Here is a 16,576-nt window from a genome sequence, read left to right as displayed (position 1 = left end):
AGTAACCAAAAAGGCTTGCTCCTACGTGCGGCCCGCTCGCTAAAGCTCGGGGTTCCTTCGCTCCGGGATCGATCCGGGGGGCAGCGCCTACGGTTTGCTTCGCTGCACCTCCTCTCGCTGTGTTTGGCTTCGCCAAACGGTCGCTGCGCTCCCACCCCCGGATCAATCCCTCCGCTCAGCCTTCCGACGTCGCCCGTGGATCAAGAGCTGCAGCCGAGCTAACGCTCATCCTGCGAGTGGTGCGGCTGCGCCGCGAGTTTCATGTAGGAGCTGCCGCAGGCTGCGATCTTTTGATCTTGCTTCTGGTGTTGAATGATCAACGTCAAAAGATCGCAGCCTTCGGCAGCTCCTACAGGGGTGGGGTGTTTAAAAGTGTTGTGAAATTGGGGAACCTTCCCACAAGGTTTTCAGGTTGTCCGTCGGACGTGGGCTCTCTAGGCTCTGGGTGTCGCTGAATGTTCAGTGATCGGGTGTGAGAACCCGCCGAGCTTGAAACTAGCACCAGTAAGACCATAATTGCGGCCGGCTTATTAGCTGTCGCAATGCCTTATGGCGGCTGTGTGCGGGCAGACTTCGGTCTGGCCGGTTTTCTGCTCACCGGTTTCTCACTCCGCACATAGCTGCCACCCTTTGCCACGTGAGAAATGGCTGAGGGCGGCTCGAATGACGAGCAGATTTTTATGAAAGATCAAATTGTCCCCGATCCACCCCTCGAATCCACAACCCCGCTCGAAGACGCCATCCGCGCCGACGATCAGATCAAAAACCGCGAAGCGATAAAACGCGCCCTCGACTTCTACCTCAGCCCCGAACCCAGTAAACCGCGTCTACCCAGCACGATGTTCCTCGTCCATCCGAACATCGACACGGAAAGTCTGCTCGCGCATGCCTGCGAGTCACTCGCTTAGGCGAATGTCATGGCAGGCGATTTCGCTGATCAGCTCAGCCGTCCGCAACGCAGCACGGCGCTGGCGATTCAGCAGATTGTGATGCTGGCGGAGCTTGCCGTGAACCGGGCGCTGGATCGGGTTGATCCGCAGGCTTGATACCGCGTTATCGTTCATCGCGAGCAGGCTCACTCCTACAATTGGAATGCATTCCTCTGTAGGAGTGAGCCTGCTCGCGATGAGGGCAAATCATTCCCCCCAAAATTCGGACACAAAAAAACCGGCGACCCTTCACGGATCGCCCGTCTTTCATTCAGCCCACGTCAAATCACTGCATCAACACTTCAATCGAACCATCAGCCGTCATGCTCACCTGGCTGGTGCCTGCTTCAACTTCCGGCGTCACTGGCGCCGAATCCATCGCCGCCGCTTTCATCATCATCGGTGCGCGCAGGTACGGTTGTGGGTAACCGTTGCTGTTGAGGTTCAGGTTGACGATTTTGTAGCCCTTGCCGCCCAGGGCGTCGGTGGCCAATTGGGCGCGGGCCTTGAAGGCGCTGACGGCTTCTTTCAGCAGTTGGTCTTCACTGGTTTTGCGGGTCGCGTCGGCGATGGCGAAGTCCATGCCACCCATTTTCAGGTCACCCAACAGTTCGCCGGTGAGTTTGGACAGGGCGGCGAAGTCGGAGCTTTCCAGGCGCAATTCGGCGCGCTCGCGCCAGCCGGTGATCTTCTGGCCTTTGGTGTCGTAGATCGGATAGCTGTTGCGGCTGCCCTGGCGCAGGGTGATGTCTTTGACTTGCTTGGCCTGGGCCAGGGCCTTGTTCATGGTGGTGCTGACGTCGGCGGCGAGTTTGGCCGGGTCGGTGTTTTGCTCTTCGGTGTAGAGCGTGACGATCATCTGGTCGCGGGCGACTTCCGTGCTGACTTCGGCGCGCAGGGAGATCTGGTTGTAGTGCAGCTCATCGGCGGCCAGGGCCGGGAGGCTGGCGACGCTGCCGACGGTCAGGGCGAGAAGGGCGGCGCTGCGGCGAAATGTGTGCATGAAAGCTCCTTGATGAGGGCGCAGGTGATGGTTCGGGGGCCTGCGTGAAACCATCAGACTCTAGCTTTTATGCTCCGGTTCGCCCAGTTACAACTTCTATACAGATACCGCGGACCCCAAGTTCAGAGAGCTTTTGTGGCGAGGGGATTTATCCCCGTTCGGCTGCGCAGCAGTCGCAAATCCGGCTGACGCGGTATGTCTGGTTAAATGAGGTCGCATGATTTGGGGCGGCTCCGCCACCCAGCGGGGATAAATCCCCTCGCCACAATTGATCTCCGGTAGCCCCGGAATTTTTTTCAACTCAGATGAAATCTCCATCGTCGCCATGTGGTCGTTTGCCGCACTTTCGCCTCTGAAGGGCGCGGCTTGGTTATACTCCGTGCGATCCGCCTGGAGCGCTCATCAGGAGAGCTCATGCTCGCCCCCGTACAACTGACTTCCGCCACTCGCCAGAACCTCTGGCGGCTGACTTTCATCCGCACGCTGGTGCTCGCCGCGCAGGCAGGTTCCGTAGGCCTGGCCTACTGGCTGCAGCTGTTGCCGTTGCCGTGGGTGCAACTGGCGATGACCCTCGGCTGTTCGATTCTGCTCTGCGTGTTCACCGCCGTGCGCTTGCGCACCTCGTGGCCGGTGACCGAGCTTGAATATGCGCTGCAACTGGCCTGCGACCTGGTGATCCACAGTGCGCTGCTGTATTTCTCCGGCGGCTCGACCAACCCGTTCGTTTCCTATTATCTGGTGCCGCTGACCATCGCCGCCGTGACGCTGCCGTGGCGTTATTCGGTGATCCTGTCGGGCATCGCGCTGGCGCTGTACACGGTGATGCTGACGCGTTTCTATCCGTTGGAAACCTTGCCGGTGGCCCGCGAGAACCTGCAGATCTACGGCATGTGGCTGAGCTTTGCACTGGCCGCTGCGGTGATCACGTTCTTCGCCGCGCGCATGGCCGAAGAGCTGCGCCGTCAGGAAGAACTGCGCGCGATCCGTCGTGAAGAAGGTCTGCGCGATCAGCAATTGCTGGCCGTCGCCACCCAGGCTGCTGGCGCTGCGCATGAACTCGGTACACCGCTGGCGACCATGAGCGTGTTGCTCAAGGAGATGCAGCAGGATCATCCCGACCCGCTGTTGCAGGACGATCTGAAGGTGCTGCAGGACCAGGTCAAACTGTGCAAGGAAACCTTGCAGCAATTGGTCCGCGCCGCCGAAGCCAATCGACGTCTGGCCGTCGAGATGCAGGACGTCACCGACTGGCTCGATGAAGCACTCAACCGCTGGCACCTGATGCGCCCGGAAGCCAGTTATCGCTTCCATCGCCTCGGCCAAGGCACTGTGCCGCGCATGGCGCCGCCGCCGGATCTGACTCAGGCGCTGTTGAATCTGCTCAACAACGCCGCCGATGCCTGCCCGGAAAATCTCAAAGTGACCCTGGACTGGGACGCGGAAACCGTGACCATCAGTATTCGTGACCACGGTGCCGGTGTGCCGCTGGCCATCGCCGAGCAGATCGGCAAACCATTTTTTACCACCAAGGGCAAAGGTTTCGGCCTGGGCCTGTTTTTGAGCAAGGCCAGCGTGACACGCGCCGGCGGCTCAGTGAAACTCTATAGTCATGAGGAAGGCGGCACGCTCACCGAGCTGCGCCTGCCCCACGGCGCCCGAGGAGACCAACATGAGTGACGAAATCCAAGTCGAAGGCGAAGAACTGCCGCATTTGCTGCTGGTCGACGACGACGCAACGTTCACCCGAGTGATGGCGCGCGCCATGGCTCGTCGTGGCTTTCGCGTCAGCACCGCAGGTTCGGCCGAAGAAGGCCTGACCATCGCCCAGGCCGATCTGCCTGATTACGCTGCGCTCGACCTGAAAATGGACGGCGACTCCGGTCTGGTGCTGCTGCCCAAGCTGCTGGAGCTGGACCCGGAAATGCGCGTGGTGATCCTCACCGGTTATTCGAGCATTGCCACCGCCGTCGAGGCGATCAAGCGCGGTGCCTGCAACTACCTGTGCAAACCGGCCGACGCCGACGACGTACTGGCCGCGCTGCTCTCCGAGCACGCTGACCTGGACAGTCTGGTGCCGGAAAACCCGATGTCGGTCGATCGCCTGCAGTGGGAACACATCCAGCGCGTGCTCACCGAACACGAAGGCAACATCTCCGCCACTGCCCGCGCCCTGGGCATGCACCGCCGTACCCTGCAGCGCAAACTGCAGAAGCGCCCGGTTCGTCGCTGAACCTGCGCTGAACGACTATCGCCAGCCCTCGCGATAAAACGCACCGATCTACTATGATCGGTGCGTGTCTGTTCTTTTCTATATCGAGCCTTATCCATGAATCAGAACGCTGAATATTCCGCGGTCAACGATGCTGTGCGCGGGCAGTTTTTTCGTAAGGTGTGGGCGATCATCACGCCGTACTGGCGCAGTGAAGAGAAGGGCAAGGCCTGGACGCTGCTGATTGCGGTGATCGCACTCTCGCTGCTGAGCGTGGGCATCTCGGTGTGGTTCAACACCTGGTACAAGGATTTCTACAACGCGCTGCAGAAGAAGGATGAAGCGGCGTTCTGGCGCTTGATTCTGTATTTTTGCGGCATTGCGGCCGTGGCGATTGTTGGTGCCGTGTACAGGCTGTATCTGACCCAGATGCTGACGATTCGCTGGCGGGCGTGGCTCACTGAAAAGCATTTTTCCCGTTGGCTTGCCGACAAGAATTACTACCAGCTGGAGCAGGGCGGTTACACCGATAACCCGGACCAGCGGATTTCCGAAGACCTCAACAAATTCACCGCCACCACCTTGAGCCTGGGTATTGGCTTGCTGAGCAATGTCGTCAGCCTGGTGTCTTTTTCGATCATCCTCTGGGGCGTATCGGGCAGCATCGAAGTGTTCGGGGTCACGATTCCCGGCTACATGTTCTGGTGTGTGCTGATTTATGCAGGGGTGGGTAGTTGGCTGACGCATTTGATCGGTCGGCGCCTGATCGGTCTGAACAACAGACAACAACGTTTCGAAGCTGACCTGCGTTTCTCCATGGTGCGAATTCGTGAGAATGCCGAGAGCATCGCGTTGTACAACGGCGAGCCGAACGAGAACCGCCGCCTGAGCAACCGTTTCGGTCTGGTTTGGCACAACTTCTGGGACATTATGAAAGTGTCCAAGCGACTGACCTTTTTTACCGCCGGCTACAGCCAGGCAGCCGTGATCTTCCCGTTTATCGTTGCGGCACCACGTTACTTCACCGGCAAGATCGAACTCGGTGAACTGATGCAGATCAGCTCCGCATTCGGCAACGTTCAGGAGAGTTTCAGCTGGTTCATCAGCGCCTATCAAGAGCTGGCCTCGTGGCGCGCCACCTGTGATCGTCTGCTGAGTTTTCGTCAGGCGATGACCGACAACGAGCAGCGGGTGCCGGCCATCGATGTGCAGAATCAGGGCAGTGAATTGAAGGTGCACAACCTTGGCCTCGACCTGGCCGACGGCCGTCATCTGTTGACCAGCGCCGACATGACCGTCGAGCCGGGTGAGCGTGTAATGCTCAGTGGCCGTTCCGGCAGCGGCAAGTCGACCCTGCTGCGGGCGATGGGACATCTATGGCCCGCGGGGCACGGCAATATTCGTTTGCCGGCGGCGCGTTATCTGTTTCTGCCGCAAAAACCGTATCTGCCGATCGGCACGTTGCGCGAGGCGTTGAGTTATCCACAACCCGGCGACACCTATTCACCGGAGCGTTATGCCCAGGTGCTGGAAACCTGCCGTCTGCCGCATCTGGTCAAGCGTCTGGATGAAGCCAATCACTGGCAGCGCATGCTCTCGCCGGGTGAGCAACAGCGCTTGGCTTTCGCCCGCGCCATGCTTTATGCGCCGCAATGGCTGTACATGGACGAAGCCACGTCGGCGATGGATGAGGAAGACGAGGCGACGCTGTATCAGGCGCTGATCGATCAGTTGCCGGGCCTGAGCATTGTCAGCGTCGGTCATCGCAGCAGTTTGAAACGATTTCATCCAAGGCATGTGCGCATCGACAGCGGGCACTTGGTAGAGCAAACCGTGACCGCCTGACGCCATGGATCCCTTGTAGGAGCTGCCGAAGGCTGCGATCTTTTGATTCTAAAAGGTCAAGATCAAAAGATCGCAGCCTTCGGCAGCACCTACAGGAACGTCGTGTTGAAAGTGATCGTACAACTTGCTTGAGCTATGATGCACCCCAAGCCGAATTTTCGAGACAAGATGCAGACCATGGAAAACCTGATCGACACCCCGCGCCTCCCACGCAAGCGCCGCAGCCTGGCCCAGGAACTGGTGACGGTGCTGAGCGAGCAGATCCGCGATGGTCTGCTCAAGCGTGGCGACAAGCTGCCGACCGAGTCGGCAATCATGGAAGCCCATGGCGTCAGCCGCACCGTGGTGCGCGAGGCGATTTCCCGTTTGCAGGCTGCAGGCCAAGTGGAAACCCGCCATGGCATCGGCACGTTTGTGCTCGACACGCCGAGCCCGAGCGGCTTTCGCATCGACCCGGCCACGGTTGTTACGTTGCGGGATGTGTTGGCGATTCTCGAACTGCGCATCAGCCTCGAAGTGGAGTCCGCCGGCCTCGCCGCGCAACGCCGCAGCCCTGAGCAACTGGCAACCATGCGCGCCGCGCTTGATGCATTGAACGACAGCGTCGCCCACGCCAGTGATGCCGTCGCGTCCGACTTCGCCTTCCACCTGGAAATCGCGCTGTCGACCGGCAATCGCTATTTCACCGACATCATGACCCACCTGGGCACCAGCATCATTCCGCGCACGCGGCTGAATTCCGCACGACTGGCGCATGACGACCAGCAGCACTACATGAATCGCCTGAGCCGTGAGCACGAAGAAATCTACGAAGCGATTGCCCGTCAGGACAGCGATGCCGCCCGCGCGGCCATGCGACTGCACCTGACCAACAGCCGCGAGCGGTTGCGCCAGGCCCATGAAGAAGCGCAGGCGCAGGGGTGAAGAGCGTGGCCGCATTTAATGGCCACTTTTTTCATCATTTACTTCTCAAGGTGCAATTTAAGGACGAGCGAAGCTCGGTCTGGGGTGCCGGATTGGCTAACGGTATAGCTCACGTCTGCGGTGGCGCCTTGTACCAGACCTTTGGAAAAAATACCTTCCGGGATCAGGAATGAAATTGGTAACCCGACCTCTGGGCCGGTAAGTACGTGCTGAGCGTGAAAGTTGTTGCCAGTGCTCGTATTCACACGGAGCGTGATCACATCACCGGTTGTCGCCCCACTGTAAACAGGCACTACCCCAGTGGCGTCGTTTACTAGCTTGCCTACGCTGAGCTTGTCTCCGACAGCCTCTTCGATTTTAGGTGCAATCAGTACGTTTACTTTTGTATTCATCATGAAAATCCTTTTAGCCTTCTGTTCAACCCATTGAATAGCGCATTTTGGCGATGCGCTGTCGGAGCCGGTTTGTTCTCTCCTGGCGCCATTAAGTCAGGAGGATCTGGGGGCAGGCACCTGTAAGAAATACCAGACTCGACGAACGGCGGCTTAAGGCAGTTGCTCCCACATTTGGAATGCATTTCAGGTGTGGGAGCGGGTTTGTTCGCGAAGGGGCCAGTCGGCCCAACGATGAATTTTATCTTTAGACAACGTACCTCTCGGGTTTCGATCAACCTCCTGGTAAGCCCGTCCCTTCCCGTAAGCCACCCCGAAAACACAATCCTGTCCGACAAAAAATCGCCCTCAACGATGAAATGCAGTTGACGGTTATTTTTTAAGTTGTACGATGACCTACAACTTCGGCGAAGGCTGAACGGTTCAATCACAATAAAACGTCGCTACCAGGGTGTTCGAATAATGAATCCACAAGAACTGAAGTCCATCCTCTCTACCGGTCTGTTGTCTTTCCCGGTGACCGATTTCAACGCGCAGGGTGATTTCAACCGCGCGGGCTACATCAAGCGTCTGGAATGGCTGGCCCCATACGGCGCCTCGGCGCTGTTCGCCGCAGGCGGCACCGGTGAGTTTTTCTCCCTGGCGGCCAGCGAATATTCGGAAATCATCAAGACTGCCGTCGACACCTGCGCCACCAGCGTGCCGATCCTCGCCGGTGTTGGCGGTTCGACCCGTCAGGCCATCGAGTACGCTCAGGAAGCCGAGCGTCTGGGCGCCAAAGGTCTGTTGCTGCTGCCGCACTACCTGACCGAAGCCAGCCAGGACGGTGTTGCCGACCACGTTGAAGCCGTGTGCAAATCGGTCAACATCGGCGTGGTTGTCTACAACCGCAACGTCTGCCGCCTGACCGCGCCGCTGCTGGAACGTCTGGCCGAGCGCTGCCCGAACCTGATCGGCTACAAGGACGGTCTCGGCGATATCGAGTTGATGGTGTCGATCCGTCGCCGCCTCGGTGATCGCTTCACCTACCTGGGTGGCCTGCCGACCGCCGAAGTCTACGCCGCGGCCTACAAGGCGCTGGGCGTTCCGGTCTACTCCTCGGCGGTGTTCAACTTCATCCCGAAAACCGCGATGGACTTCTACCACGCGATCGCCCGTGAAGATCACGCCACCGTCGGCAAGATCATCGACGACTTCTTCCTGCCGTACCTCGACATCCGCAACCGCAAGGCCGGTTATGCCGTGAGCATCGTCAAGGCAGGTGCAAAAATCGCCGGTTATGACGCAGGCCCGGTGCGGGCGCCGCTGACCGATCTGACGCGCGAAGAGTACGAAATGCTCGCCGCCCTGATCGACAAGCAGGGTGCGCAGTAACACCCGATGAAACCGAGGCCGCTGAGCAATCAGCGGCTTTTTGCGTGAAGGCTTTGAGATGTGAGGGCTGCTCCTGTGACAACTGCAAAACGCTATGACAACTACATCAACGGTGAATGGGTTGCCGGTGCCGACTACTCGGCCAACATCAACCCGTCCGAACTCAGCGACACCATCGGTGACTACGCCAAGGCCGACCTGACGCAGGTACACGCCGCCATCGACGCCGCCCGCGCTGCATTCCCGGCGTACTCGACTTCGGGCATTCAGGCTCGCCACGATTCGCTGGATAAAGTCGGCACGGAAATCCTCGCCCGTCGTGAAGAACTCGGCACCTTGCTGGCGCGCGAAGAGGGCAAGACCCTGCCCGAAGCCATCGGCGAAGTGACCCGCGCCGGTAACATCTTCAAGTTCTTCGCTGGTGAATGCCTGCGCCTGTCCGGCGACTACGTGCCGTCGGTGCGTCCGGGCGTCAACGTTGAAGTGACCCGCGAAGCGCTGGGCGTGGTCGGTCTGATCACTCCGTGGAACTTCCCGATCGCCATCCCGGCGTGGAAAATCGCCCCGGCGCTGGCCTACGGCAACTGCGTGGTGTTGAAACCGGCCGATCTGGTACCGGGTTGCGCTTGGGCACTGGCGGAAATCATCTCCCGCGCAGGCTTCCCGGCTGGCGTGTTCAACCTGGTGATGGGCAGCGGCCGCGTGGTTGGCGATGCGTTGGTGCAGAGCCCGAAAGTCGATGGCATCAGCTTCACCGGTTCGGTGGGCGTGGGTCGTCAGATCGCCGTTAACTGCGTGTCTCGCCAAGCCAAAGTCCAGCTGGAAATGGGTGGCAAGAACCCGCAAATCATTCTCGACGACGCCGACCTCAAACAAGCGGTCGAGCTGTCGGTGCAGAGCGCGTTCTACTCCACAGGCCAGCGTTGCACCGCTTCCAGCCGCTTGATCGTCACTGCCGGGATTCACGACAAGTTCGTCGAGGCGATGGCCGAGCGCATGAAGTCGATCAAGGTCGGCCACGCGCTGAAATCCGGTACCGACATCGGTCCAGTGGTTTCGCAAGCGCAGCTCGAACAGGACATGAAGTACATCGACATTGGCCAGTCCGAAGGTGCGCGTCTGGTCAGCGGTGGCGGTCTGGTGACCTGTGACACCGAAGGCTACTTCCTCGCGCCAACGCTGTTTGCCGACAGCGAAGCGTCGATGCGCATCAGCCGTGAAGAGATTTTCGGGCCGGTGGCCAACATTGTTCGCGTGGCCGATTACGACGCGGCGCTGGCGATGGCCAACGACACCGAGTTCGGTTTGTCGGCGGGTATCGCGACGACTTCGCTGAAGTACGCCAACCACTTCAAGCGTCACTCCCAGGCCGGGATGGTCATGGTCAACCTGCCGACGGCCGGCGTCGATTATCACGTTCCGTTCGGTGGCCGTAAGGGTTCATCCTATGGCTCACGTGAGCAAGGCCGCTATGCGCAAGAGTTCTACACGGTCGTGAAGACCAGCTACATCGGCTCCTGAATGCAGCACGCGGTGTCGACCCTGACACCGCGATCCCTGTAGGAGCTGCCGCAGGCTGCGATCTTTTGATCCTGTTTTCAAGGTCAAGATCAAAAGATCGCAGCCTTCGGCAACTCCTGCAGGGAACCTGAAATACGAATATCCCGTGATTCAGGAACACCCGGAAAACCGGGGACCAAAGAAGATTCACCCGCGCATAAAAATAATCAGTGGGAGTACCTCTACATGCAATCGTCCAAGCCGACTCACGTCCGCTATTTGATCTTGCTCATGCTGTTTCTGGTGACCACGATCAACTACGCCGACCGCGCCACGATCGCCATTGCCGGCTCCAGCCTGCAAAAAGATCTGGGCATCGACGCCGTTACCCTCGGCTATATCTTCTCTGCATTCGGTTGGGCCTACGTGGCCGGGCAAATTCCCGGTGGCTGGCTGCTCGATCGCTTCGGCTCGAAAAAAGTCTATGCCCTGAGCATTTTCACCTGGTCGCTGTTCACCGTGCTGCAAGGCTTTGTCGGTGAATTCGGCATGTCCACCGCCATCGTTGCGTTGTTCATGCTGCGCTTTTTGGTCGGCCTGGCTGAAGCGCCGTCGTTCCCTGGCAACGCGCGCATCGTTGCTGCATGGTTCCCGACCGCTGAACGCGGCACCGCTTCGGCGATCTTCAACTCGGCGCAATACTTTGCCACAGTGCTGTTCGCACCGCTGATGGGCTGGATCGTTTACTCCTTCGGCTGGGAACATGTGTTCATTGTCATGGGCGTGTTCGGTATCGTCTTCTCGGGCATCTGGCTTAAGGTTATCCACAGCCCGCGTCAACACCCGCTGGCCAACGAAGCCGAAGTGCAGTTCATCGCCGACAACGGCGGCATGGTCGACATGGACGTCAAGCAAGGCAAAAAAGCCGACGGCCCGAAATGGGACTACATCCGTCAGTTGCTGACCAACCGCATGATGCTCGGCGTGTATCTGGGCCAGTACTGCATCAACGGCATCACTTATTTCTTCCTGACCTGGTTCCCGGTCTACCTGGTGCAAGAGCGTGGCATGACCATTCTCAAGGCCGGTTTCATCGCTTCGTTGCCGGCGATCTGCGGGTTTATCGGTGGTGTGCTTGGCGGGGTGATTTCCGATTACCTGCTGCGCAAGGGCCACTCGCTGACCTTCGCCCGCAAAGCGCCGATCATCGCCGGCCTGCTGGTTTCCAGCAGCATCGTGGCCTGCAACTATGTTGATGTGGAATGGATGGTCGTCGGCTTCATGGCCCTGGCCTTCTTCGGCAAAGGCGTTGGCGCACTCGGTTGGGCGGTGGTCTCCGACACCTCGCCAAAACAGATCGCCGGTCTGAGCGGTGGCCTGTTCAACACCTTCGGCAACATCGCTTCGATCACCACGCCGATCGTGATTGGCTACATCATCAGTTCCACCGGTTCGTTCAAATGGGCGCTGGTATTCGTCGGTGCCAACGCACTGGTGGCGGTGTTCAGCTACTTGGTCATCGTTGGCCCGATCAAGCGTGTGGTACTCAAAGAGCCGCCAACCAACGGCGGTATTGAAGCCACCGGCAAATTGTCTCAAGCGCATTCCTGAGGAGCGGCGTCATGCAGTTGATTGAACATTCCGACTCGCCACGCCACATCCGCCTGCACGAGCGGGACAACGTAGTGGTAGTGGTCAACGATCAGGGCGCACCGGCCGGCACTGAATTTGCCGATGGTCTGGTGACCGTGGAATTCGTGCCGCAGAGCCACAAGGTTACGCTCGAAGATATTCCTGAGGGCGGCCAGGTGATTCGCTACGGTCAGGTGATCGGCTACGCGTTGCAGCCGATCCGCCGGGGCAGTTGGGTCAAGGAAGATCAACTGCGCATGCCGACCGCGCCGCCGCTGGACAGCTTGCCGCTGTCTACCGACGTGCCGGCGGCGCAGGCACCGCTGGAAGGTTTTACCTTCGAGGGTTATCGCAACGCTGACGGTACCGTCGGCACGCGCAATATTCTCGGCATCACCACCACGGTGCAGTGCGTCACCGGCGTGCTCGATCACGCGGTAAAACGCATCAAGGAAGAGTTGCTGCCGAAGTACCCGCACGTCGATGACGTGGTGGCGCTGACTCACAGTTACGGTTGCGGCGTGGCGATCACCGCCACCGACGCTTACATCCCGATTCGCACCGTGCGCAATCTGGCGCGCAACCCGAACCTCGGCGGCGAAGCGTTGGTGATCAGCCTGGGCTGCGAGAAATTGCAGGCCGGGCAGGTGATGCACGAGGACGATGCCTCGGTCGATCTCAGCGATCCGTGGCTGTATCGCTTGCAGGATTCCAGTCACGGTTTCACCGAGATGATCGAGCAGATCATGGAACTGGCTGAAGTGCGCCTGAAGAAACTCGACCAGCGCCGCCGCGAAACCGTGCCGGCCTCCGAGTTGATCCTCGGCATGCAGTGCGGCGGCAGCGACGCGTTTTCCGGGATCACCGCCAACCCGGCGTTGGGTTATGCCTCGGACTTGTTGTTGCGCGCGGGGGCGACGGTGATGTTTTCCGAAGTCACTGAAGTGCGCGATGCGATTTATCTGCTCACTTCTCGTGCTGAAACCAAGACTGTGGCCGAGGAACTGGTGCGCGAGATGGACTGGTACGACCGTTACCTGGCCAAGGGTGAAGCGGATCGCAGTGCGAATACCACGCCGGGGAACAAGAAGGGCGGGCTGTCGAACATTGTCGAAAAGTCGTTGGGGTCGATCGTCAAATCCGGCAGCAGCGCGATCAACGGCGTGCTCGGTCCGGGCGAGCGGTTCAAGCAGAAGGGTTTGATTTTCTGTGCGACGCCGGCGAGTGATTTTGTCTGTGGCACGTTGCAGTTGGCGGCGGGAATGAACCTGCATGTGTTCACCACCGGGCGTGGCACGCCGTATGGGTTGGCGATGGCGCCAGTGGTGAAGGTCTCGACGCGTACGGAATTGGCGCAGCGCTGGCCGGACCTGATCGATATCGACGCCGGGCGGATTGCTACCGGGCGTGCGACCATCGAGGAATTGGGCTGGGAGTTGTTTCACTACTATCTGGATGTGGCGAGCGGCAAGCAGCAGACGTGGGCGGAGAAGCACAAGCTGCATAACGACATTACGTTGTTCAACCCGGCGCCGATTACCTGAGACCGCGTCGCCTTGGAAAGATCGCAGCCTGCGGCAGCTCCTACAGGGAAACGCATTCCGATGTAGGAGCTGCCGCAGGCTGCGATCTTTTGATCTTCAGAAGGCGTCAGTGGCTTATCATTAGCCCCCTAACGACGCTCACCCAAGGCTCCCCGGCATGCTGGCAATTTTCCTCGAAACCCTGAACATCACCGCGCCGGTGTTTGCCATGCTGTTTCTCGGTGTGCTGCTCAAGCGCATCAACTGGATCAACGACAACTTCATCCACACCGCCTCCTCGCTGGTGTTCAACGTGACCATGCCGGCGCTGCTGTTCCTCGGCATTCTGCACGCTGATCTGCACGCCGCGTTGCAGCCGTCCCTGCTGATCTACTTTTCCCTGGCCACGCTGGTGAGCTTTGCTCTGGCCTGGGGCTGGGCGATCTTCAAATGCCCGCGTGAAGATCGCGGTATCTACACCCAGGGTGCGTTTCGCGGTAACAACGGCGTGATCGGTCTGGCACTGGCGGCGAGCATGTACGGCGATTACGGGATTTCCCTCGGGGCGATTCTCGCGGCGCTGGTGATCCTGTTCTACAACACGCTGTCGACGATTGTGCTGGCGGTGTACAGCCCGGTGATCAAGTCCGATCCGTGGAGCATCTGCAAAAGTGTGTTCAGCAATCCGCTGATCATCAGCGTGATTGCGGCGGCGCCGTTTGCCTATTTCAAAATCAGTTTGCCGGGGTGGCTGGAGACCTCAGGGCAGTATCTGGCGCAAACCACCTTGCCGCTGGCGCTGATTTGCATCGGCGGCACGCTATCGCTGGCGGCGCTGCGCAAGAGCGGCAACATGGCGCTGAGTTCGAGCCTGGTGAAGATGGTTGGTTTGCCAGTGCTGGCGACGCTGGGGGCGTGGTTGTGGGGCTTTCGTGGGGCGGAGTTGGGGATTCTGTTTCTGTATTTCGGTAGCCCGACGGCGGCGGCAAGTTTTGTCATGGCCCGGGCGGCGCAGGGCAATCATGAGCTGGCGGCGGCGATTATCGTGATGACCACGTTGATGGCGGCGATTACCACCAATGTCGGGATCTTTGTTTTGCAGTGGGGTGGGTGGATCTAAAGGGCAAGGTCAAAAGATCGCAGCCTGCGGCAGCTCCTGCATGGCATACGTCCCCTGTAGGAGCTGCCGAAGGCTGCGACCTTTCAGCTCTTCTCGTAGCTGTCGATCACTTCCTGCGCCGCGCGAAACGCATCAATCGCCGCCGGCACGCCGGCATACACTGCGCAATGCAGCAGCGCCTCGCGAATCTCGTCCACCGTGCAGCCGTTGTTCAGCGCGCCACGCACATGGCCCTTCAGCTCTTGCGGGCATTTCAACGCCGTCAGCGCGGCGAGGGTGATCAGGCTGCGCGTCTTCAGTGGCAAACCTTCACGGTTCCACACACCGCCCCACGCGTGTTCATTGACGAAATCCTGCAACGGCTGGGTGAACTCAGTGGCGTTGCCCAGCGCGCGATCAACAAACGCATCGCCCATTACCTGGCGGCGCACATCTACCCCGGACTTCTTCGATTCGGTCATGGCTTATCACTCTTGTGGTGTTGGCGGCGCCAGGCGCGGATGGACGTGAACAACAGATACGCCAACAGCGGCGGCAGAACATAAAACAGCATCAAGCGCTCCAGCTTGCCGGCCAGTGGCATGCCGGTGGTGAATGACACCACGTGCAGCCCGTAAACCAGATACAAACCGAGCAGCAACAAGCCTTCGGCACGGGTCACGCGGTAGCCCGAATAGAACACCGGCAGGCACAGTGCGGCGACACCGAGCATTACCGGCAGGTCGAAATCCAATGCGTTGGGCGACACTGACAAGGGCAGTGGCGCGATCAAAGCCGTGAGGCCGAGTACGCCGAGCAGGTTGAACAGGTTGGCGCCGATCACATTGCCCACGGCGATGTCGCGTTGCCCGCGCAATGCCGCGATCAGCGAGGTCGCCAGTTCCGGCAGCGACGTGCCGACGGCGACCACGGTCAGGCCGATTACCCGTTCGGAGAAGCCCAGGTCCGTCGCCACGACAACCGCAGCGCCGAGCAGCAAATGCCCGGCGAAAACCAGCATGGCGAGGCCGACGATGATCATGAAAACGCTGGCAAGCCATGAGGTTTGTGCCGCGTCGGGTTGCGCGGAATGCGGTCGCGTCGAGTGGCGTGACTGACGCAACAGCAAGCCCAGATACAGCGCCAGAGCGGCCAGCAGCAGAATGCCGTCGAAGCGGCCGATCTCTTCGTTCCACGCCAATACAAACACCAGCAGACTGGCGCCGATCATCAGCGGAATGTCGAGGCGCACCAATTGCCGCGAGACACGCAACGGAATGATCAGGGCCGACAGGCCAAGGGTCACAAGGATGTTGAAGATGCTGCTGCCGACCACACTGCCGACGGCGATGTCGGGGTTATGCGCCAGCGCCGCTTGCACGCTGACCGCCATCTGCGGCGCGCTGCTGCCGAGGGCAACAATTGTCAGACCGATGATCAGTGGTCGCACATGCAGACGTTCGGCCAGACGCACCGCTGCGCGCACCATCAATTCGGCACCGAAGATCAGCAGGCACAACCCGGCGAGCAGTTCGATCACGCTGATCAGCGGCAAATCGGTCAGTCCGAAAATGGTCAGTGCTCCATCAGTCGTCGAGGGCCTGCACGCGAACCCGCGCGGTACCGCTGCTGAGCATACCGAGTTGTTTGGCGGCTTCGCGTGAAACATCAATCAAGCGTCCGCGCGTATGCGGGCCGCGGTCGTTGATGCGTACCACAACGGATTCATCGTTTTTCAGGTTGGTGATCTTTACCCGCGAACCGAAGGGTAGCTGGCGGTGGGCGGCGGTCAGGGAATTCTGGTTGAACGCCTCGCCACTGGCGGTGCGTTTACCGTGGTGCTTGGCACCGTAATAGGAGGCGACGCCGGTCTGGTCGTAACCGTGCGGGTCGATGATGTCGCTGCTGGCGCAACCGGCCAGCAAAGAGAGCAGGGCGCAGGCGCCGAGCAGACGTTTCATTCAAAGGCTCCACAAAACAAATGTGGAAACAACCCTGTATGGAGATGAGCTCTTGTGGCGAGGGGATTTATCCCCGATGGGGCGCGCAGCGCCCCCAGATTCCGAATACACAAGAATTGGGACTGCTGCGCAGCCCATCGGGGATAAATCCCCTCACCACAAAACCCCTCCAGCCAAAGAGGATT

14 protein-coding genes and 1 pseudogene are annotated in these 16,576 nt (G+C 59.7%); 10 read left to right on the top strand and 5 right to left on the bottom strand.

Annotated features, from left to right (window positions below; all coding sequences use genetic code 11):
* Window positions 1–680: 680 nt before the first annotated feature.
* Window positions 681–1,046, top strand: a pseudogene (locus ACZZ0B_RS21925) (DUF6124 family protein).
* A 169-nt stretch (window positions 1,047–1,215) separates the two neighbouring features.
* Here the strand turns inward: ACZZ0B_RS21925 and ACZZ0B_RS21920 are convergent.
* Entirely contained in the window at window positions 1,216–1,932 is a 717-nt protein-coding gene (locus ACZZ0B_RS21920) for an SIMPL domain-containing protein (protein WP_440093171.1), read from the bottom strand.
* Between the two features lie 414 nt (window positions 1,933–2,346).
* Between ACZZ0B_RS21920 and ACZZ0B_RS21915 the strand changes: the two genes are divergently transcribed.
* From ACZZ0B_RS21915 to ACZZ0B_RS21900, 4 genes are all read left to right on the top strand, one after another.
* Window positions 2,347–3,609: an ATP-binding protein gene (locus tag ACZZ0B_RS21915; RefSeq protein WP_008086607.1), complete on the top strand. Its 1,263-nt coding sequence runs from the start codon at window positions 2,347–2,349 to the stop codon at window positions 3,607–3,609.
* Window positions 3,602–4,162 (top strand): response regulator transcription factor, encoded by a 561-nt coding sequence (locus ACZZ0B_RS21910; RefSeq protein WP_003221630.1) that lies wholly within the window; start codon window positions 3,602–3,604, stop codon window positions 4,160–4,162. The genes ACZZ0B_RS21915 and ACZZ0B_RS21910 overlap by 8 nt, the downstream gene beginning before the upstream one ends.
* Before the next feature lie 96 nt (window positions 4,163–4,258).
* On the top strand, window positions 4,259–5,986 hold the full coding sequence (locus tag ACZZ0B_RS21905) for an ABC transporter ATP-binding protein/permease (RefSeq protein ID WP_463546219.1): 1,728 nt from the start codon (window positions 4,259–4,261) through the stop codon (window positions 5,984–5,986).
* A gap of 177 nt (window positions 5,987–6,163) precedes the next feature.
* A complete protein-coding gene (locus ACZZ0B_RS21900) occupies window positions 6,164–6,910 on the top strand; it encodes a FadR/GntR family transcriptional regulator (protein WP_440093176.1) in 747 nt (248 codons plus the stop codon).
* Between the two features lie 38 nt (window positions 6,911–6,948).
* Here the strand turns inward: ACZZ0B_RS21900 and ACZZ0B_RS21895 are convergent, their stop codons facing one another.
* The gene (locus ACZZ0B_RS21895; RefSeq protein ID WP_463546218.1) at window positions 6,949–7,302 is read right to left on the bottom strand and encodes a hypothetical protein; all 354 of its coding nucleotides are present in this window, start codon (window positions 7,300–7,302) and stop codon (window positions 6,949–6,951) included.
* Window positions 7,303–7,764: 462 nt separating this feature from the next.
* Between ACZZ0B_RS21895 and kdgD the strand changes: the two genes are divergently transcribed.
* The 5 genes from kdgD to ACZZ0B_RS21870 all read left to right on the top strand — a co-directional run bounded on the left by kdgD (window position 7,765) and on the right by ACZZ0B_RS21870 (window position 14,451).
* A complete protein-coding gene (kdgD, locus tag ACZZ0B_RS21890) occupies window positions 7,765–8,676 on the top strand; it encodes a 5-dehydro-4-deoxyglucarate dehydratase (protein ID WP_008086619.1) in 912 nt (303 codons plus the stop codon).
* A 75-nt stretch (window positions 8,677–8,751) separates the two neighbouring features.
* Complete coding sequence (locus tag ACZZ0B_RS21885; RefSeq protein ID WP_123375760.1) at window positions 8,752–10,197, top strand: aldehyde dehydrogenase family protein; 1,446 nt, start codon at window positions 8,752–8,754, stop codon at window positions 10,195–10,197.
* 138 nt (window positions 10,198–10,335) lie between these two features.
* Window positions 10,336–11,787 carry an MFS transporter gene (locus ACZZ0B_RS21880; protein ID WP_338009892.1) on the top strand — a complete coding sequence of 484 codons (1,452 nt, stop codon included), beginning with the start codon at window positions 10,336–10,338 and terminating at the stop codon, window positions 11,785–11,787.
* A gap of 11 nt (window positions 11,788–11,798) precedes the next feature.
* Window positions 11,799–13,352 carry a galactarate dehydratase gene (gene garD, locus ACZZ0B_RS21875; protein ID WP_463546217.1) on the top strand — a complete coding sequence of 518 codons (1,554 nt, stop codon included), beginning with the start codon at window positions 11,799–11,801 and terminating at the stop codon, window positions 13,350–13,352.
* A 157-nt stretch (window positions 13,353–13,509) separates the two neighbouring features.
* Entirely contained in the window at window positions 13,510–14,451 is a 942-nt protein-coding gene (locus tag ACZZ0B_RS21870) for an AEC family transporter (protein WP_008085419.1), read from the top strand.
* 83 nt (window positions 14,452–14,534) lie between these two features.
* Here ACZZ0B_RS21870 and ACZZ0B_RS21865 read toward each other — a convergent pair whose 3' ends face one another.
* From ACZZ0B_RS21865 to ACZZ0B_RS21855, 3 genes are read right to left on the bottom strand one after another with little or no spacing between them, the layout of a single operon-like run.
* Window positions 14,535–14,912 carry a carboxymuconolactone decarboxylase family protein gene (locus ACZZ0B_RS21865; RefSeq protein ID WP_008085417.1) on the bottom strand — a complete coding sequence of 126 codons (378 nt, stop codon included), beginning with the start codon at window positions 14,910–14,912 and terminating at the stop codon, window positions 14,535–14,537.
* Entirely contained in the window at window positions 14,909–15,970 is a 1,062-nt protein-coding gene (locus ACZZ0B_RS21860) for a calcium/sodium antiporter (protein WP_463546955.1), read from the bottom strand. The genes ACZZ0B_RS21865 and ACZZ0B_RS21860 overlap by 4 nt, the downstream gene beginning before the upstream one ends.
* Window positions 15,971–16,016: 46 nt before the next feature.
* A complete protein-coding gene (locus ACZZ0B_RS21855; protein WP_463546216.1) occupies window positions 16,017–16,391 on the bottom strand; it encodes a septal ring lytic transglycosylase RlpA family protein in 375 nt (124 codons plus the stop codon).
* Window positions 16,392–16,576: the final 185 nt, after the last annotated feature.

The sequence above is a fragment of the Pseudomonas sp. AC247 genome, from assembly GCF_979258015.1.
The sequence above is the reverse complement of the archived record's forward strand: the minus strand, read 5'-3'. Positions and strand labels throughout refer to the sequence as shown.